Annotated in this window: 14 protein-coding genes; 2 read left to right on the top strand and 12 right to left on the bottom strand. The window is 72.8% G+C overall.

Going from position 1 to position 17,947, the window contains the following annotated elements:
* Positions 1 to 98: 98 nt before the first annotated feature.
* Together NOO62_RS11880 and NOO62_RS11875 are read right to left on the bottom strand one after the other, a co-directional pair.
* Complete coding sequence (locus NOO62_RS11880) at positions 99 to 1,124, bottom strand: LacI family DNA-binding transcriptional regulator (protein ID WP_268770856.1); 1,026 nt, start codon at positions 1,122 to 1,124, stop codon at positions 99 to 101.
* A 25-nt stretch (positions 1,125 to 1,149) separates the two neighbouring features.
* Entirely contained in the window at positions 1,150 to 2,799 is a 1,650-nt protein-coding gene (locus NOO62_RS11875; RefSeq protein WP_268775577.1) for a glycoside hydrolase family 13 protein, read from the bottom strand.
* A gap of 260 nt (positions 2,800 to 3,059) precedes the next feature.
* Between NOO62_RS11875 and NOO62_RS11870 the strand changes: the two genes are divergently transcribed.
* A complete protein-coding gene (locus NOO62_RS11870; RefSeq protein WP_414930805.1) occupies positions 3,060 to 4,685 on the top strand; it encodes a SpoIIE family protein phosphatase in 1,626 nt (541 codons plus the stop codon).
* Between the two features lie 8 nt (positions 4,686 to 4,693).
* Here NOO62_RS11870 and NOO62_RS11865 read toward each other — a convergent pair whose 3' ends face one another.
* The 7 genes from NOO62_RS11865 to NOO62_RS11835 form a co-directional block, all read right to left on the bottom strand.
* Positions 4,694 to 5,209 carry a GNAT family N-acetyltransferase gene (locus tag NOO62_RS11865; protein ID WP_268770855.1) on the bottom strand — a complete coding sequence of 172 codons (516 nt, stop codon included), beginning with the start codon at positions 5,207 to 5,209 and terminating at the stop codon, positions 4,694 to 4,696.
* Complete coding sequence (locus tag NOO62_RS11860; RefSeq protein WP_268770854.1) at positions 5,206 to 5,895, bottom strand: TetR/AcrR family transcriptional regulator; 690 nt, start codon at positions 5,893 to 5,895, stop codon at positions 5,206 to 5,208. Before NOO62_RS11860 ends, NOO62_RS11865 begins: the two co-directional genes overlap by 4 nt.
* A 67-nt stretch (positions 5,896 to 5,962) precedes the next feature.
* A complete protein-coding gene (locus NOO62_RS11855; RefSeq protein ID WP_268770853.1) occupies positions 5,963 to 7,033 on the bottom strand; it encodes a PDR/VanB family oxidoreductase in 1,071 nt (356 codons plus the stop codon).
* 1 nt (position 7,034) lies between these two features.
* Positions 7,035 to 7,949, bottom strand: coding sequence for a metal-dependent hydrolase (locus tag NOO62_RS11850; protein ID WP_268770852.1), 915 nt, complete (start codon positions 7,947 to 7,949; stop codon positions 7,035 to 7,037).
* A 58-nt stretch (positions 7,950 to 8,007) separates the two neighbouring features.
* Positions 8,008 to 9,957, bottom strand: coding sequence for a hypothetical protein (locus NOO62_RS11845; protein WP_268770851.1), 1,950 nt, complete (start codon positions 9,955 to 9,957; stop codon positions 8,008 to 8,010).
* 35 nt (positions 9,958 to 9,992) lie between these two features.
* Entirely contained in the window at positions 9,993 to 10,496 is a 504-nt protein-coding gene (locus NOO62_RS11840) for a tetratricopeptide repeat protein (protein WP_268770850.1), read from the bottom strand.
* A 60-nt stretch (positions 10,497 to 10,556) separates the two neighbouring features.
* Positions 10,557 to 13,688 carry an alpha-N-acetylglucosaminidase gene (locus NOO62_RS11835; RefSeq protein ID WP_268770849.1) on the bottom strand — a complete coding sequence of 1,044 codons (3,132 nt, stop codon included), beginning with the start codon at positions 13,686 to 13,688 and terminating at the stop codon, positions 10,557 to 10,559.
* 153 nt (positions 13,689 to 13,841) lie between these two features.
* On the opposite strand from NOO62_RS11835, the gene NOO62_RS11830 reads away from it, so the two are divergent.
* Positions 13,842 to 14,243: a hypothetical protein gene (locus tag NOO62_RS11830; RefSeq protein ID WP_268770848.1), complete on the top strand. Its 402-nt coding sequence runs from the start codon at positions 13,842 to 13,844 to the stop codon at positions 14,241 to 14,243.
* Between the two features lie 180 nt (positions 14,244 to 14,423).
* Here NOO62_RS11830 and NOO62_RS11825 read toward each other — a convergent pair whose 3' ends face one another.
* The 3 genes from NOO62_RS11825 to NOO62_RS11815 are packed head-to-tail and all read right to left on the bottom strand — an operon-like array spanning position 14,424 to position 17,769.
* Positions 14,424 to 15,821, bottom strand: a complete 1,398-nt coding sequence (locus NOO62_RS11825; RefSeq protein WP_268770847.1) for a DUF1996 domain-containing protein — start codon at positions 15,819 to 15,821, stop codon at positions 14,424 to 14,426.
* Positions 15,822 to 15,853: 32 nt separating this feature from the next.
* Entirely contained in the window at positions 15,854 to 16,507 is a 654-nt protein-coding gene (locus tag NOO62_RS11820) for a LuxR C-terminal-related transcriptional regulator (RefSeq protein WP_268770846.1), read from the bottom strand.
* Positions 16,492 to 17,769: a sensor histidine kinase gene (locus NOO62_RS11815; protein ID WP_268770845.1), complete on the bottom strand. Its 1,278-nt coding sequence runs from the start codon at positions 17,767 to 17,769 to the stop codon at positions 16,492 to 16,494. Before NOO62_RS11815 ends, NOO62_RS11820 begins: the two co-directional genes overlap by 16 nt.
* Positions 17,770 to 17,947 lie beyond the last annotated feature (178 nt).

Below are 17,947 nucleotides of genomic sequence, written 5' to 3'. Positions count from 1 at the left end.
AGTCTGCCAGATCCCCACCCTTCGACCGATCATCCCCTGGTCGGGTTCGGACCGCATTCTCTACGCCGCTGGAAGGAGCGCGCGTCCCACGAGTGGCGCTAGGGACGCCTGGGACCTGAGGCGGTTGAACCCCGGACGACCAGTTCGGGCATGAAGACGAACTCGCCGGGCGGCGCGGGCGTGCCGCCGATCTCCTCCAGGAGCGTGCGCACCGCGGCCCGGCCCATGGCGGGCACCGGCTTGCGCACGGTGGTCAGCGGCGGGTCGGTGAACGCGATCAGCGGCGAGTCGTCGAAGCCGACCACGGAGACGTCGTCCGGCACCTCCAGGCCGCGCCTCCGCGCCTCCCGTATCGCACCCAGCGCCATCATGTCACTGGCACATGCCACCGCCGTGCAGCCGCGGTCGAGGAGTGCCGAGGCCGCGGCCTGACCGCCCTCCAGGGAGTACAGGGAGTGCTGGACCAGTTCCGCCTCGACCGTGTCGGGGGAGAGGTCCAGCTGCTCCCGCATCGTGCGGACGAACCCCTCGATCTTGCGCTGCACGGGCACGAACCGCTTCGGGCCGAGCGCGAGCCCGATGCGTGTGTGCCCCAAGGAGACCAGGTGGGTCACCGCGAGGCGCATCGCCGCGCGGTCGTCCGGCGAGATGGACGGCGCCTGCACCTTCGGCGCGTGGCCGTCCACCAGGACGAAGGGGACGCCCTGCGCCCGCAGCTGTTCGTAACGGTGCGTGTCGGCGGACGTGTCCGCGTGCAGCCCCGAGACGAAGATGATCCCCGCGACCCCCCGGTCGACGAGCATCTCCGTGAGCTCGTCCTCCGTGGAACCGCCGGGGCTCTGCGTGGCGAGCACCGGCGTGTACCCCTGCCGGGTCAGGGCCTGCCCGACGACCTGCGCGAGCGCGGGGAATATCGGGTTCTCCAGCTCCGGCGTGATCAGCCCCACCAGACCCTCGCTGCGCCGGCGCAGCCGCACCGGCCGTGCGTAGCCCAGCACGTCGAGCGCGGCCAGCACGGACTGACGGGTGCCCACGGCGACGCCCGGCTTCCCGTTGAGCACGCGGCTCACTGTCGCTTCGCTGACCCCCGCCTGGGCTGCGATGTCGGCTAGCCGTGCGGTCACAGGATTGGACTGTACCGGTCGCCCCTCAGGCTGCCCACCAGACCGCCGAATCCGCCGGAAGCACCGTCCGCCCCGCGCCCGGCGCGATCTCCGCGCTGGCCAGGAGCGGCGTGCCGGGCGTCGGCAGCGCGACCGGTGACTCCGTGAGATTTACCGTGCACACGAACGAACCGGCGGAGGTGGCGCGGCGGAACGCGAGCACGCCCTCCGGCGCCGGCAGCCACGTGATGTCGCGGCCCGCGCCGAGCGCCGGGTGCGCGCGGCGCACGGCCAGCGCCCGCCGGTAGAACTCCAGCGTCGACGCCGGGTCGCCCGACTGCGCGGCCACCGACAGGTCCTTCCAGGCGGCAGGCTGCGGCAGCCAGCTCGGGCCGCCCTCGCGCGGCCCGAAGCCGAACGGGGCGCGCTCCCCGGACCACGGCAGCGGCACCCGGCAGCCGTCCCGCGTGCCGTCCTGCCCCGACCCGCGGAAGAACGCCGGGTCCTGCCGCACCTCGTCCGGCAGCTCCGTCACCTCCGGCAGCCCCAGCTCCTCGCCCTGGTACAGGTAGGCCGAGCCCGGCAGCGCCAGCATCAGGAGCGTGGCCGCCCGCGCCCGGCGCAGCCCCCGTGCCTCGTCGCCGTCCGCGAAGCGCGTCGCGTGGCGTACGACGTCGTGGTTGGAGAGCACCCACGTCGCGGGCGCGTCCACCGCGTTCATCGCGGCCAGCGAGCGGTCGATGACGTCGCGCAGCGCTTCGGCGTCCCAACCCGTCGTCAAATACTCGAAGTTGAAGGCCTGATGCAGCTCGTCGCGGCGGAGATAGCGGGCGCTGCGCTCGACCGTCGGGGTCCACGCCTCGGCGACGGCGACCCGCCGTGTCCCGCCGTCCTCCCCGTACTCGTCGAGGATGTGGCGCCAGTCGCGGTAGATCTCGTGCACACCGTCCTGGTCGAAGTAGGGCACGGCCTGCTTGCCGAGCAGCTTGACCTGCTCCGCGTGGCCGATGTCCGGCAGACCCGCCGCCTTGACCAGGCCGTGCGCCACGTCGATGCGGAACCCGTCGACGCCGAGGTCGAGCCAGAACCGCAGGACGGACCGGAACTCGTCGTGGACGTCCGGGTGCTCCCAGTCGAAGTCGGGCTGCTCGGGCGCGAACAGGTGGAGGTACCACTCCCCGTCCTCGACCCGCGTCCAGGCGGGGCCGCCGAAGACGGACTCCCAGTCGTTCGGCGGGAGTTCGCCGTCCGCACCCCGGCCGGGGCGGAACAGGAAGCGGTCGCGGGCCGCGGAACCGGGGCCCTCGCGCAGCGCCTGCCCGAACCACTCGTGCCGGTCGGAGCAGTGGTTGGGCACGATGTCGACGATGACGCGCAGCCCGAGCGCGTGCGCCTCACCGATGAGGCCGTCGGCGTCGGTGAGGGTGCCGAACATCGGGTCGACCGCGCGGTAGTCCGCCACGTCGTACCCGGCGTCGGCCTGCGGCGACGCGTAGAAAGGGGAGAGCCACACGGCGTCCACGCCCAGGTCGCGCAGGTACGGCAGACGGTCCGTGATGCCGGGCAGGTCGCCCATGCCGTCGCCGTTCCCGTCGGCGAAGCTGCGCGGATAGACCTGGTAGATGACGGCTTCGCGCCACCACTCCCCGGCGGACGAGGACTCGGTGGCGGGCGCGGAGGTGACGTTCTGGGTCATGGAGTCCCTCAGGACGGGTGCGGCGGTCGGCTTCTCCGGTGAGAACGCCCGGCGGAACGTGAAGGTCACGAGGGTGCACCAGGGCCGGGGGGCGGGCCGGAGATTCTATCGCCAAGGTCCTTTCGCGCGAGGAAAGTTCCTGGATCTTCACCGATCCCGGTCGGAGCGGCCTCATCATCTCCCGCCACGCGCTCCGGGGCGCTAACTTGGTCGGGCAGGCCCGCGGGGGGCCTGCCCCACCAGCCCCAAAGGGGCCCCGCGTGAGCGTGAACGCCAAGGCAGGCTGCACGATCCTGGTGGTGGACGACGTCGCCGCCAGCAGATATGCCCTCGGTGCGGTCCTGCGCAGGGACGGCCACCGCGTCGTCCTCGCCGCCAGCGCGGGCGAGGCCCTCATCGAGCTCGACGTGCGCCGACGCGCCGGTGAACTGCCGGACGTGGCGCTCGTCGACGTCGGCCTGCCCGACATGAGCGGCTTCGAGCTCTGCCGCAGGCTGAAGGAGACACCACCGTTCGCCGCCCTGCCCGTCGTGCACTTCTCGGCCGCCCGGGTAGCCCCCGCCGACCGCTGCCTGGGCCTCGACGCGGGCGGCGAGGCCTATCTGACGGTGCCCGCCGAACCGGAGGAGATCCAGGCCGTCGTGCGTGCCGCGGCCCGCGGCGCACGCCACCGCAGCGATGCCGAGGCGCAGGCCGGACACCTGACCCGGCTCGCCGAGACGATCCTCGACGTGCAGTCCGCCCGCTGCCCCCGCGAACTCGCCGAGGCCGCCGCGGCCGGCACGGCCCGCCTCACCGACGGTCCCGCCGCGGCCTTCGTCATCGGCGACGACGGCGAGCTCCACCGCAGCCTGTCCCGGCGCAGGGCCGCCGCCTCCCTGCCCGACGAGGGCGCGCACCACACAGTGGCCCGGCTCATCGAGAGCGGCACGACGGGCCAAGTGGGCGTGCGTGACCTCGTCGTGCCCGCACCCCTGTGGCCCGCCGGTTTCTTCCACGCCGAGCCGTCCGACGGCACGGGCCGCCCCGTCGGAGCCCGTCTCACCCTGGCCCGTGCCCGCGACGGGTCCGCGCCCGTCTGCCTCGCCACGCCCGTGTACGACCGGGGACCCGCACCCGGCACCGGACGGTTCGTGGGGCGCCTGGCCCACGCCACCGCCGTCGCCGCCGAGCGACTGCTGATGTACGAGATGGAACGCCACATCGCCCTCACCCTCCAACGCAGCTTCCTGCCCGCGCACGTCCCGCAGACCCCCGGCACCGAAGTCGTCGTCCGCTACGAACCCGCATCGCGCGACACCGAGATCGGCGGCGACTTCTACGCCTCGCTCGCCACCTCGCAGGGGCTCCTCACCGGCATCGGCGACGTCGTCGGCCACTCCCTGGACGCCGCGACCGTCATGGTCGAGATCCGGCACGCGCTGCGCGCCTACTGCATCGAGGACCCCGACCCGCGCACGCTCGCCGGGCGCCTCGACGGCATGCTGCAGCGCTACCACCCCGAGGTGACCGCCACCCTCTGCCTGGCCCTCGTCGACCCCGCCACCGGACGCACCCGCGTCGCCAACGCCGGACACATCCCGCCCCTCGTCGTCACCGACGACGGCACGGCCACCTACCTCCGGGCGAAGGGCCCCCTGCTCGGCCTCGGCCTGGACAGGCCGCCGCCCACCGAGACGGTCCTGCGCCGCACCGACCGGCTCCTCATGGTCACCGACGGGCTCATCGAGACCCGCGGCACCGACCTCGCCGAATCCATGGAGCACCTGCGCACGGTCGCGGCCGGAGCGCCCCTCGGCGTCACGGCCCTCTGCGACACCCTGCTCGCCTGCCTGGGCCACAACCGCGAGGACGACATCGCACTCCTCGCCCTGCGGCTGCGGTAGAGCGGACCTCAGCCGAGCGGCCTCTCCATGAGCAGTACGCCGTACGGGGTGCCGTCCGCGGCGATCTTGTCCGTGAGTTCGCCGACGACGGCGTAACCGGCTTCTTCGTAGTACGTGCGCAGGCGTGGGCTGGTCACCATGACGTCCAGACGGCTCAGTTCACGGCCCGCCGCCGCGATCCGGCGCTCGGCGTCCCGCAGCAGCGCCCGGCCCGTCCCCGCGGGCGCCCCGGGCCGCGTCATCAGCCGGTGCACGTACCCGGCGACCGGCGGCCGCGCGCCCCACGCCTGCTCGTCGGACCACCACAGCTCGTACGCGCCGAGGGCGCCGGACCCGTCGTACGCGAGCCATGCCTGCGCCGTGGAGGAGCCGATCACCCGCTCGAAGTGCCGCTCGTCCTTGGCGCCGGACTTCCACTGGTCGATGCCGCGTGCCAGCATCCTGCGGACCACGTCTTCATAGAGGCCCGCCAAGATCGCCGCGTCGCCGATGTCCGCGCGGCGGACAGTCAGTTGTGCTGTCATGGGGCCAGTGTGGCAAGCCGTTCCAGGAGCTCCGCGAAGGGGCCGTCGGGCGGTTCGGACGCGAGGACCTCGCGCAGCAGCGTCGCCATGCCCTCGTCGTAGGCGGCGCTCACCGCGGCGAGCGCCGCGAAGTCGTGCACCAGCTGGAGTTCGAGCTCCGCGCGCGGGATGCGCCGGCCGTCCAGCCAGATCAGCGCCGTCGACTCGGCGAGGGAGATCCAGGACCGCACGACGAGTTCGAGCCTCGCGGAGGGCTCGGTGACGTCGAGCTGGAACAGCACCTGCTCGTACGCCGCCTGGCGCACCGAGTCGACCAGCGCGTTCGTCGTCGAGGAGCCGACCGCGGGGCCGCCCCGCATCAGCGCGGAGAAGCCGGGCCCGTGCTCGTCGACGAAGGCGAAGAAGCGGCCCATCACCCGCAGCAGCCTGGCCCCGGGCGGCCCCTCGCGGGGCTCCACGAACCGACCCGCCAGGTCGTCCGCCGCCCGGCGCAACGCCGCCTCGTACAGGCTGAGTTTGCCGGGGAAGTAGTGGTAGACCAGCGGGCGCGAGATGCCCGCGGCCGCCGCTATCTCGTCGATGGACACGTCGTCGGGCGAGCGGTTGCTGAACAGGTCGAGGGCGACCCCGATCAACTGCTGCCGCCGCTCCTCGACACCCATCCTGCGGCGCACCCCGGTTGTCATGCGAACACCTTACCGAGCAGAACCGGCCCCGATACCGGCCGGTCCGTGTCCGTTCCCGGCGTCCGTCTCACATGTCGAGGACGAGCCGCTCGCCACGCGCCCGCGAGACGCAGATGAGCATCGAGCCGGTCCGCTCGTCGTCGGTGAGCAGCTCGTCGCGGTGGTCGATCTCCCCTTCCACGACGCGCTGTTGGCACGTTCCGCAGAAGCCCTGCCGACAGCTGTACGGGGTGTTGGGCAGCTCCGCGCGGACCGCGGCGAGCACCGTGGTGTCCGCGGCGACCGCCACCGTACGTCCGCTGCGCCGCAGTTCCACCTCGAAAGCGGCGTTGCCGTCCGTGGAGGTGCGTGGCGTGAACCTTTCCAAGTGGAGGGAGCAGCCGTCGGGCAGGACGGCGGCGACGGCGTCCATCAGCGCCTCGGGCCCGCACACGTGGACGGCGGTGCCGGGCGGCGTCCCGTCGAGGAAGGCGGCGACGTCCGGCAGCCCGTCCTCGTCCTGTGCGGCCACGGTGACGCGGCCGCGCCCGGCGCCGCCGAGCTTCTCCACCTCTTCGAGGAACGGCATCGACGCCCGCGACCGCCCGCCGTAGAGCAGCCGCCATGGCGCGCCCGCCGCCTCGACGGCCCGCAGCATCGGCAGGATCGGTGTGATCCCGATGCCGCCCGCCACGAAGACGTACGACGCCGCTCCGGCCAGCGGGAAGCGGTTGCGCGGCCCGCGCACCTCGACCACGGCACCCTCGCGGAGCTGCTCGTGCACCTCGCGCGAGCCGCCCCTGCCGCCCTGTTCCGCCGCGATCAGGCGGGTCGCGACGGTGTACGAGGAGGAGTCCTCGGGGTCGCCGCAGAGCGAGTACTGCCGCACGAGCCCCGAAGGCAGCACGAGGTCGAGATGCGCGCCGGGCTCCCAGCCGGGCAACCCCGCGCCTTCCAGGCGGAGTTGGACGACGCCGTCGGCGACCGTCTCGTGCCGGGCGACGCGGAGCCGCAGCGCCCGGGAGCGCGGCTGCCCGGAGACGGGCTCCTCCAGGGCGGGCAGCGGCCACAGCGGGGAGACCGCGATGCGGCGGCGCAGGGCACGCCGGGTGAGCAGGGCGACGCCCGCGGCGAGGGCGACGGTGCGGATGCGGGGCATGTCAGGCGGCCCCCTTCTCGGCGGCGAGCGCGGCGACGGCCGCGGGCGAGGCGGCGAGATAGGCGGCGGCCTGCTCGGTGCTGCCCTCCTGCGAGGGGTGGTAGGCCCGGCTGAGGTAGCGGGGGATGGAGCGGATCATGTCGCCGGTGGAGGGCAGGGTGCCCGCCTTGCCGCTGCGGTGGAAGTCCTTGAAGGACGCCCGGCCGTCGACGAGCGTCGGGTCGTTCTCCATGAAGAACCGCACCCCCCGCTGCCAGAGGAAGACCAGCGCGGTGAACGCGGTCGCCCAGGTCCTTGCCCGGCGCCGGTAGCCGCCGTCGACGTGCATGAACAGCTCGAAGGCGACGGAGCGGTGCTCGACCTCCTCCGCGCCGTGCCAGCGCAGCAGGTCGAGCATGGTGGGGTCGGCGCCCCTGCGGTCCAGCTCCTCGGCGTTGAGGACCCAGTTGCCGAGGAACGCGGTGTAGTGCTCGATGGCGGCGATGATCGCGACGCGCTCCATCAGCCACCACCGGCGCGCCTTGCCGGGCGGCAGCGTCCGGTCGCCGAGCAGCTTCTCGAAGAGCCAGTCGACCTGCGCGGTGTACGGCGTCGGGTCGAGGCCCTGCTCCTTGAGGTGCGGCAGGACCTCGTCGTGGGCCTGGGCGTGCATGGCCTCCTGGCCGATGAACCCGATGACGTCCTGGCGCAGTTTCTCGTCGTGGATCAGCGGCAGGACCTGCTTGTAGACGTGTACGAACCAGCGCTCACCGGCGGGCAGCAGCAGATGCAGCACGTTGATGGTGTGCGTGGTGAACGGGTCGTCCGGGAGCCAGTGGAGCGGGGTGCTCTCCCACGAGAAGGAGACGTTGCGTGCCTTGAGCGCTATGTGCTCGGACGCGACGGGCTCGGGCGCCCGGCTCTGCGTATTAGACATGGCGTCAATGTACTGATGGGTAGTTCGGGGGTACAGGGGTCTGCGCCGGTGAGTTCGGTCAGCGGAGCGTGTTCACCTTCGTTCCGTCGGCCAGCGCGCCGGTGAGCCGCGCCTTCGTGGACCGATCGGTCCGTACGGCGAGGACGTTGCCCGGCGTGCGCTCGCCGCCGGACCCGGTGATGGACGTGACGTTCTTGCTGCCCGCCCCCAGGAGGTACCAGGAGCCCGCCCGTGACTTCCACAGGACGCCCGCGAGGACCTTCGGGTCGCGGCTGCCGCAGGCGGGGACGTCCTCGGCCTTGGCGGCGACGGCGCCCGTGGGCCCGTCGGCGGTCTGGAACTGGGCGAGGATCCGGCTGCCCTCGCCGCGCCAGGTGTCGGCGCGGGTGCACACCCAGTCGGCGGCGCCGTTGGCCTCGGGCAGGGCCTGACGGGCGTACGTCCACGCGTTCACGGAGCGGACGCCGTGCGAGCGGACCGTGGCGAGGGAGCACGCGGACTTCGTCCACTCGGCGGGCGAGGCCTCGCGCGGGGCCTGCGGGCGGCCCGCGGTGAGATGGGCGGGGACGAGCTCGCCGAGGTCGGTCGTCAGACGCGTGGCACCAGTGTGGTCGCGCAGCCGCAGCGCGTTCCACGACGTGCACGCGCCGGTCTGCACGGGGCCCGCGAACGGGGCGGTGACACCGTCGGCCGACCGCCGCAGCGCGACGGCCTTCGCGGCGGGCTTCAGCAGGTCCTGCACGCCCACGGCCTTGATCCACGGAGCGGTCAGATAGCGGATGTTGCCGTCGGCGCGGTCGACGACGACGGCGTTCGCCTCCGTACCGGTCGCGCCGTCCACCCGGGCGAAGTCGAGCGCCGCGCCACCGGTGCCCTCCTTCGGCTCGGCGTACCGCACGATGCGCAGTCCGTCGTAGAGCAGCACCACGCGCGCGGAGTCGACCTCCCCGGCGTAGAGCAGCCGGGCGGGTCCGGGCGGCGCACCGGCCGCGGTGCCCGGCGTCGCGGAGACCTGCACGGACTCGCCGGGCCGTGCCCATACGGCGAGGGCGCGGCGCAGCAAGTCCTTGTCGCCGACGAGGCCGCCGCGCGCGGGCCACATGGAGAAGTCGGTCCGAGCGGAACGTTTCCACGCCCCCGCGGTCGCCGTCGTCAACTGCCCCGGATCGAGCGCGGCTTGTCCGGCGGGGTTCTGCGCGTAGGGCGGCGCGGCGGCTCCGTCGGGCCCCCATCCGTCGCCCGGCAGGCCGAGGAGCGCCCCGCACACCAGGACGGCGGCGGCCGCGACACCCGCGGCCTTCATGTGCTGCCTGCGCCGCATCAGGTCGGTCGGCCGTGCCTGCAAGGAGCAGGGGTCGAACTCGGGGGACGCGAGCAGGTCGTACCGCGCCTCGACCTCGTCGGCCTCGTCCAGGGCGTCCTCGGGGTCCTCGCAGCCCGCGGCGGCGAGCACGGCACAGACACCGCCGTCGTCCAGCGCTTCGAGGCCCCGCAGTACGTAGGCGGCGCGGGCGGCGCCCGACAGGGCGGACAGCCGCTGGTCCAGCGCGAGTTCGTCGGCGCCGCCCGAGCGCGGGAAGAGCCGAAGGCCGCGCACCTGCGGCAGCAACGGCGGCAGCTGGGCCCGCTTCGGCCAGGCGTTCCACCGCAGGGGGACGCCGGCGTCGAGGGCGCCGCACAGCACTTGGAGCCGCATGTACGCGTAGGCGGGGTCGCCGAGGGCCCGCGCCTTGCCGCCCTCACCGGCCCGGCCGCCGCCCCCTCCCCGCTGACCGGGGACGGCTCCCTCGCCCGTTCTGCGGCTGCGCGGCAGGGCGCGCTGGGTGAGGGCGTGGGCGGTCAGGACCCGGCGGTTGCGGCCGAGACTGGGTGGCAGCACCAGATAGGCGAGCCGGACGAGCCGCGGATAGTGCTCGACGAGGGCGGCCTCGGCCTGCTCCACGTCGACCACCGGGGTGGGGCGGCTGGACTTCGGGGACTTCGACGGAGACTGCACATTCGACGACACGTTCAGCAGAACGAGCGAATCGTCGGTTGGTCACCTCATGCCGGGGTGTCCGCCACGAGTGCGCGGGCGTAGTTGGCCATGGAACGCTGGTAGCGGGGGAGGTGCGGGGCGAGGGCTTCGAGCACGAGGGCGAGGCCTTCGCGCTCCCTGCCGAGGCTGGCGTAGCACAGCGCGAGACAGGCGCGCAACGCGTCCTCCAACTCGCCGGGCCCCTTCTCCAGTTCGGCGGTGAGCAGCGCGGCGCCCTCCTCCGCCCGGCCCACGTTCCGCAGCGAACTCGCCAGCTGTACGGCCGTACGCCGCCTGCGGTATCCGTCGAGGCCGCGGTCCAGGGCTTCCTGGTAGAGCGGCACGGCGCGGTCCGAGTGCCCGGTGGAGTCGAAGGCACCGGCCCGCTCGAAGAGCCCCACGGGGTCCCCGTCGGGCAACTCCGCGGCGAGCCCGTCGATCACGGCCCGGAACTCCGCGCCCCCGTCCTCCCCATAGGAGTCCAAAGTCGCCCAGGCCGCCGCGATCCGCTTCTCCCACTCAGCATCCATGGCCACACCCTGGCACCTCCCGCCCCACCCGCAACAGAGGGGTGGGGCGGGAGGACGTGCCTACGCCAGCTTCCACCCGCTGAACTCCACCGTCCCGCGGGCCCCGTCACCCCCGTTCGTCGCGCTCATGAACAGCCCTACGTCCTGCGCCGCCGCGGCCCCTGGCACCGGCACCGTCGCCACCGTCCGCCACGTCGCGCCGTCGTCCGTCGAGCACGCGCCCGTGAACGAGTCCCCGGTACGGGAGAGCCGGAGCAGCACCGGCGCCGTGACGCCCGTGATGCGTTTGTACGTGTCGAGCGTGCCGTCGCCGTTCGTGTCGTAGGAGAGGACCACTCCGTTGGCAGGCGTCACGGCCAGGTCGACGAAGCCCGGGGACAGCGGCGTCGCGAGGGAGTTGCGGGCGATGAGGCCCGCCCTGGCCCACGGGCCCGTGTTCGCCTGCCCGTCGACCCGCACCGTCACGGACACCCCGTCCCGCAGCGCCCCCTTCCGGTACAGCGTCCCGAACTCGGCCGTGCCCTTCCACAGGTCGGCGCCGCCCCCGTCGATCGCGTACCGCTCTCCCAACTGCCCGAACACCGCGGCGTTGTTCGTGTAGGAGCTCCACGCGTCGTCCACCGGGCCCGCCTCGTACAGCACGCCCTCATGGACGGCCCGCACCCGCCGCTCGCCCGCGGGCCCGTACCGCACGGTGATCTCGTAGGGGAGCGGGCGCAGCGGCCGGTCCAGCGGGGTGTCAGGGGCGGCGGCCCGCCACGTCACCTTTCCCGTGCCCGCGGGAGGCACCCGTGGCAGGGAGACGGGTCCCGTCGGCTCCGCGTCGATGCCCGTCAACGCGAAGTCGACGCGGCCCGTGGCGCGGAGGCCGTTGACGTTGCGGAAGGAGGCCGTCAGAAGGGAGCGGCCGCCGGGCGGGACGGCGGGAGGGTCGGCGGTGACCTCCAGGCTGCCCTGGTAGGGCGCCCGCGCCAGGACGTCCCGGACGCGCGAGGCGACACGGTACGAGGAGGCTCCCTGCGGGCGCTGCGGATAGTCCTTGCGCTCCCGCGTCCACTTGTCTTCCATCGCGAACCAGTCCACCGGCTTCGGCGCCCGCCCCGCCGCCAGCGCGTCGGCCAGCTCGTCGAGCCACGTCTGCCAGCGCGGCACGTACAGGTCGGCGACGAGGCCCTGCCATTCGCGGTTCCCGTAGTCGTGCAGGCGACCCGCGTCGGCCGTGGCGCGCTCGCCCCACACGGTGATCAGGACCTTCGCGGTCCGCTCGAACTCGGCGCGTTCCGCCTCGGTCGTCCCCATGCGGCGGGCGGCCGCGGTCCACGGGCCGAGGAGGAACGCCGGGTGCGTGCCCGTCACCTCGTCCGTGAGCCGCATCAGCCGCAGCCACAGCTCCGCGAGCGTGCCGAACGTCTGCCGGTCCTTGCGCTCGTACGCCGTCCGCAGCTGCGGCAGGAGCTGGCGGCTGCGGTGGGCGAGGGCCTGCCGGGCGACGTCGACCACGTCGTGGCGGTAGGCGGCGCTGTCCCGCAGCGGCCCCGCCACGCCGAGGAGGCCGGTGAGGGCGGCGTCGAACCGCCCGGGGTCGTAGGTGAGCGCCCGCGGCGCGTACTCCGCGGCGCGCGCCGCCGCGAGGTCGGGGCGGGCGGCGAAGAGCGAGTCGTGCGGGTCGCTGCGTTCGACGGCGGTGTGCTGGTAGGCGGTCGCGTTCAGGGTGCGCCACGCGGACCGCGCGTCGGCGTCCCGCCCGCCGTACCGGAAGTCGGCGTACGACGAGAACCAGGCGGCCCGGTCCACCGGTGCCTTCGTCCACGCCAGTTCGGAGAAGAGCTCGAAGGCGGCCGGGTCGCGGTCCGTGGCCTCGGGCATGAACGCGGTGCCGGTCAGGGCGCTGCCCGCCTTGTCGCGCCAGGCGAAGAACCGCTCGTTCCACAGGTGGGTGCGGGCGCCGATCGTCGTGCGGCCGCCGAAGTTGGGGATGGTGCCGAAGGCGTACGGGGTGCCGCCCCAGTCCTTCTCCCGGTCCGGCTCCTTCGCGTACCGGTCGGAGACGCCGTCGACGATCAGCATCCGCTTCCTGTCGACGGCGTCGAGCAGCGCGGGCAGCGGGTTGGCCTCCCAGCCGAGGATCACCCACGTGGCGTTCGGCCGTGCCTTGCGCAGGGCCGCCTCCACGCCGCGCGCCGCCGCGGGCACGGGCACGTCACCCGCGGTGCCGCCCTCGTGCAGCAGGTCCATCTTGAAGAGGTCGGCGGGGCCGAAGAGGTCTTCCTGGTGGCGGTAGAAGGCGGCGGCGACCTTCGCGAACGCCGTGGTGCGCGGGTCGAGCCAGTCGGGCCGCTTGAACCCGTGCCAGACGCCCTGCGGGACGACGCGCGCGTCACCGCCGTTGCGCTCGACGAACCCGTCGGGGACATGCCCGTAGTAGCCGGGAAAGACCGGCGCGATCCCGAGGTCGCGAAGCCGCCGCACGATGCGCCGCCCCAACCCGGCCCGGTCCGCGATGAGCCGGTCGGAGAGCGGCCCTCCGTACCCGGAGAGGTTCTGCAGCAGCCACCAGGGCTGGTGCGAGGGCGCGGGCAACCACGCCCTGGCCTCGGCGTCGGAGTAGCCGAACTCGGTGAGCACCTTCCGGTACACCGCTTCGGCGCCCGCGATCACCAGGACCTCGTTGCACCCGTGCAGGGCGAGTACGTCGATCATCCGCTCCCAGTACGCCCAGTCGGCGTACGGCGCGGTGTACCCGTCGTTCGTGTCGTTCAGGGCGAACCGGTGGGGGAGCGAGGTGCTCCGCCTGAGCGTCCTGGCCGGTGCGGGCAGCCTGCGCGGCAGGTTCAGCTGGTTGCCGTTCCAGGTGATGTGGGCCCCGCACACGTACTTCAGGTACCAGTGGACGCCGGTGAGCAGCACGGCGGGTGTCGTGCCGGACACCTCGATCCGGCCGGTCGTGCCCGTGACCTCGAAACGGTCCTCGCGGCCGCGCGCGGGGAGGAGTCTGAGCCGGAACTGTTCCGCGTGATGCGGCAGGAGTCTGTTGAGCGCCGAGCGCGCGGAATCCGTATCGAAGGCGGGGCCCGCGGCGGTACCGGCGGGCCGGTCGGCGGCGTGGGCCGGCAGCGGTAGGCCGCCGACGGCGGCGCCGAGGCCGAGGGCTCCCGCGGTGCCTAGCACGGTACGTCTGGACGGTTCGGACATGTGTACCCCCTGGGGTGAAGGCTGCGGCGCACGGTATCCGGGCGGCCGAACTCCATCAACGGTGCATACGAGACAGGCGGGTTCGGCTCGCCGGAAGAGGCTGGTGGGACGACGATGAGGACGGTCGGTGCGGCGCGGTACGCGCTTTCGGGCATGGCTGTGGGAGCCCTGATGATGGTGTCGGGATGCGGCTCGGGGGGTGACGACACACCACGCACGGCGAGCGGCAGCCTTGAGCAGCTGGCGGCCGAGGCGGGGTGCAGGCCCGACGTCCGGACGGACGCGGCGGAACTGCGCCAGGCCACCTGTCAGAACGGTGCCCGGCGCTACGTGCTCGTAACCTTTACAAACGCCCGTGGCCAGGCCGAATGGCTCGACGAGGCGAACGACTACGGGGGTACGTACCTCGTCGGCGGCAGCAGCTGGGTCGCGGTCGGCGCCGCCGACGACATCGCGGCGCTGCACGACCGCCTCGGCGGGACCGTGGTGGACGCCGCGGGGAGGCACGGCGGGGACCACCACGGCCACCACGAGGGGGGAGAGCCTGTGTCATAACCCCGGCCGGGTGGTCGCCGTCTGGCACGCACGCTCGCCGCGTTGCCGAACCGCCCTAGTAGCTCCGCTACGAGGACGCTCCGGCGCCTTGCGATCGCACGCACCAGACGACGCCCACTGATCCGACCGGGGTTATGACACAGGCTCTGCGCGGCGCCGCGGCCGAACGGGGGACCGCGGTCAGGTGCAGCGCTGACCGGAGTTGACGCACTTGGCGACGCGCCGCATCAGCCGCTCGTCGAAGACGTTGATGAAGTCGCCGTGGTCGGTGACCGGCTTGTGCAGCTGCTCGGGGAACGAGTCGACGGCGAAACCGGGGCCCGGCGGCACGTCGTACACGATGCGCTGCACCAGCTGCGGCACGGCACGGAAGCCGCCCGGGCAGGCGCCGGTCCGCGGGTCGGCGAAGGCGACGTGGGTGCGGTGGTTGGCGCTGTCGGTGTTCTGCCCGTCCCAGCAGCTCTGGAAGTTGAACGTACGGACCACCTTGCTGCCCTCGGGGCAGATCGGATACTTCTCCTTCAGCTGCCGGTTCTCGAAGCCGGTGCAGCTCCACGACGCGTTGGCGTTGGCGTCGCCGTTGGTGAACGCCTTGGCGTCGCCGGTGATGATGCGCAGGAAGCGCGGCATCGCGACGACCTTGCTCACCGGGTTCCCGGCGAACTTCAGCGACACGGAAGCGGGTGTCTGGATCTCGCCGACGTTCTGGTCCTTGCCGCCGCCGTCGGCCTGTGCGTCATCCTCGGCCTCACCGTTCTGCAGGCGCAGGACGGGCCAGTAGTACGTCGACTTGTCGCCCTGGTTGCGGCAGCTCGTCCGCCCGTTCGCGAGGTCGTTGTCGTCGGAGAAGGCGTCCGTGGCCTGGTTCCCCACGTAGTCGTGCATGTGGTGGGCGCCGTTGCTCACGCCGGGCGCGACGATGACGTTGTCCGGGTTGAACTTGCCGTTCTCGTTGCGCCCGCACTGGGTGGTGAAGGTGCCGCGCGAGGCGTCGCGGCCGTTGCGGGGGCGGTTGACGTTGGGCCGGACGGACCGGATCTCGACGAAGTCCCCGGCTTCGGGCCCGTTGGTGGACCGGCCCTGCTCCTGTTCTTGCTCTTGTTCCTGACCCTGCTCTTGTTCCTGACCCTGCTCCTGTTCCTGGTCGTCGGCGCGCACCGTGCAGGGCGCCATGCTGCCGAGGTCCTCGGGCCGGGCGCCGGACCGGTCCAGCGTGTCCGAGATGCCGCCCAGGGTCTCCCTGCGTTTCTCCTCCAGGGGCCCGAGCAGGGACTCCTTGTCCCGGGTCTGCTCGAACTGCCCGTACGCGTCCGTGATCTGGCTGTCCAGATCGGCGAGCTGCCGGTCCACCTCGCCGCGTGCGGCGTCCGGCACCTCCGGCAGCTGATTGCCGACGTCCGGACAGCTGATGGTCGACGCCTGCTGCCCGGCACTCCGCGGCGGAGGCTGATCCGCGCCTTCCTCGGCGTTCGCGTAGACGTTCACGGCGACCAGGCCGCCGCCGCCCATGACTACCGCTGCGGACGCGGCGACCACGCGCCGCGCCAGCCTTGATCGTTTTCGTGAGGTACGTCCCATGGGGCTACATACGCATCAGCGACCCGATGCGTTCAGCGACCCTGGTCCAGATAGGCGAGGACCGCGAGGACCCGGCGGTTGTCGTCGTCGGAGACCGCCAGGTCCAGCTTCCCGAAGATGTTGGACGTGTGCTTCGCGATGGCCCGCTCGGTGACGACGAGCTGCGCCGCGATCGCCGCGTTCGACCGGCCCTGCGCCATGAGTTCGAGGACCTCGCGCTCGCGCGGGGTGAGCGCGCCCAGCGGTTCGTCGGCGGCGGAGCGCCGGGACAGGAGCTGCTGGATGACCTGCGGGTCCATCGCGGTGCCGCCCGCCGCGACCCGGCGCACGGCGTCGATGAACTGTGCCGCGTCGAAGACCCGGTCCTTGAGGAGATAGCCGACGCCGCCGTTCCCGTCGGCGAGGAGCTCGCGCGCGTACAGCTGCTCCACGTGCTGCGAGAGGACGAGGACCGGCAGGCCCGGCTTGGCCCGGCGCGCGGCGAGCGCGCACTGGAGCCCCTCGTCGGTGTGGGACGGCGGAAGCCGGACGTCGACCACGGCGACGTCCGGCTGCAACTCCTCCAACGCCTTCGTCAGTTCGGGCCCGCTCTCCACCGCGGCCGCGATCTCGAAGTCGAACGCCTCCAGCATCCGCACCAGGCCGTCACGGAGCAGGAAGAGGTCTTCGGCTAGGACAACTCGCAAGGGATCTCCATGGTCACCATGGTCGGGCCGCCAACCGGGCTGCTGACGGCCAGTACGCCGTCGAATGTACCGAGTCGGCGTTCGATGCCGCTCAGCCCGGATCCGGTGCCCACGGTGGCGCCGCCCTTGCCGTTGTCGGTGACCGCGATGCGCAGCATGCCGTCGGCGTGGTGCATGTCGACCCAGACGCGCTCGGCACCCGCGTGCTTGATGGCGTTCGTCAGGGTCTCGCTGACCGCGAAGTACGCCGCCGACTCGACCGGCGCCTCGGCCCGGCCGCGCAGCTCCACGTCGACCTCGGTGGTGACGGGGAGCCGCAGCGCGAGGGCCTTGACGGCGTCGCCGAGACCGCGTTCGGCGAGGACCGGCGGGTGGATGCCGCGGACCAGGTCGCGCAGCTCGGTGAGCGCCTCGCCGGAGTTCTGCCGGGCCTTGCCGAGCAGCTCCTTGGCCTTGGCGGGGTCGGTCTCGATCATCGCCTCGATGGTGCCGAGGTCCATGCCCATGGCGACCAGGCGGGCCTGCGCGCCGTCGTGCAGGTCGCGTTCGATGCGGCGCAGCTCTGCGGCCGACGTGTCCACGGCGTCGTGCCGGGTCTCCGTCAAGTGGTCGACGCGCTGGACGAGTTCGCGCTCACGCATGCTCGTGGTGGGGGCGATGAGCGTACGCGCCAGGCCGAAGTGGGCGCGGATGAGGCAGGGGTTCACGAGGAGCCCGACGACCAGCAGACCCGTGCCGAGCGCGGCCGCGTAGTTCGCGTCGGTCTGCGAGGTGACGTGGATGAAGCCGTACCACTCGCCGCCGCCCGCGTTGTAGATGGGCTCCCACACGCCGAAGGCGAGCACCCAGCCGTACAGCGTGTAGAGGAGCAGCGAGGGTGCCAGCAGCGCGACGACGAAGCCCGCGGTCATGTCGACGAGCAGCCACTGCAGATCGCGCCAGGTCGCCGGGTCCTTCAGCATGAGCTGGCAGCGGTCGGCCTGCCCCATGAGTCCCCGGCGCATGTCCGGCGGGAAGGGGCGGTACGGCACCGGGATGCGGATGTCGGCCCACGCACCGGCCTGGGCGCGGCGCAGGTTGGCGTGCTTGCGCAGGCCGGTCAGCACCACCGGGGTGGTGAGTACGCCGATGCCGAGAGGGATGAAGGCGATCGCGAGGACCGCGTTGACGAAGTAGATGATCCCGCCGGCCAGCGAGACGATCGCCAGATACAGGCCGCGCGCACCCGCTATCACGGCCCTGCCCACCCGTGATGTCCCCATGATGTCCCTCTCCTCAGGCCGCCTGTCTGAGTCACAGTCTCCCTGGTCACGGGGGTACGGGTCACTGGGTCCCGCACCCGGGCGGGGGTGTACCTGACGACACCCCGGAGCCTCGCCCTGCGCTCCGGACAGAGGGGGCCTCGGCGGCTGGGGCGCAAGGCCTCCGATTTCTAGCGTG

Origin of the sequence: Streptomyces sp. Je 1-369 (assembly GCF_026810505.1) — a bacterium.
Taxonomy (GTDB): domain Bacteria; phylum Actinomycetota; class Actinomycetes; order Streptomycetales; family Streptomycetaceae; genus Streptomyces.
This window is presented reverse-complemented; position numbering and strand designations above follow the sequence as displayed.

Excerpts from the sequence above, each read along its gene's own strand:
- NOO62_RS11875 (WP_268775577.1), bottom strand. The coding sequence starts at position 2,799 with ATGACCCAGAACGTCACCTCCGCGCCCGCCACCGAGTCCTCGTCCGCC.
- NOO62_RS11865 (WP_268770855.1), bottom strand. The coding sequence starts at position 5,209 with ATGACAGCACAACTGACTGTCCGCCGCGCGGACATCGGCGACGCGGCG.
- NOO62_RS11860 (WP_268770854.1), bottom strand. The coding sequence starts at position 5,895 with ATGACAACCGGGGTGCGCCGCAGGATGGGTGTCGAGGAGCGGCGGCAG.
- NOO62_RS11855 (WP_268770853.1), bottom strand. The coding sequence starts at position 7,033 with ATGCCCCGCATCCGCACCGTCGCCCTCGCCGCGGGCGTCGCCCTGCTC.
- NOO62_RS11850 (WP_268770852.1), bottom strand. The coding sequence starts at position 7,949 with ATGTCTAATACGCAGAGCCGGGCGCCCGAGCCCGTCGCGTCCGAGCAC.
- NOO62_RS11840 (WP_268770850.1), bottom strand. The coding sequence starts at position 10,496 with ATGGATGCTGAGTGGGAGAAGCGGATCGCGGCGGCCTGGGCGACTTTG.
- NOO62_RS11835 (WP_268770849.1), bottom strand. The coding sequence starts at position 13,688 with ATGTCCGAACCGTCCAGACGTACCGTGCTAGGCACCGCGGGAGCCCTC.
- NOO62_RS11830 (WP_268770848.1), top strand. The coding sequence starts at position 13,842 with ATGGCTGTGGGAGCCCTGATGATGGTGTCGGGATGCGGCTCGGGGGGT.
- NOO62_RS11825 (WP_268770847.1), bottom strand. The coding sequence starts at position 15,821 with ATGGGACGTACCTCACGAAAACGATCAAGGCTGGCGCGGCGCGTGGTC.
- NOO62_RS11815 (WP_268770845.1), bottom strand. The coding sequence starts at position 17,769 with ATGGGGACATCACGGGTGGGCAGGGCCGTGATAGCGGGTGCGCGCGGC.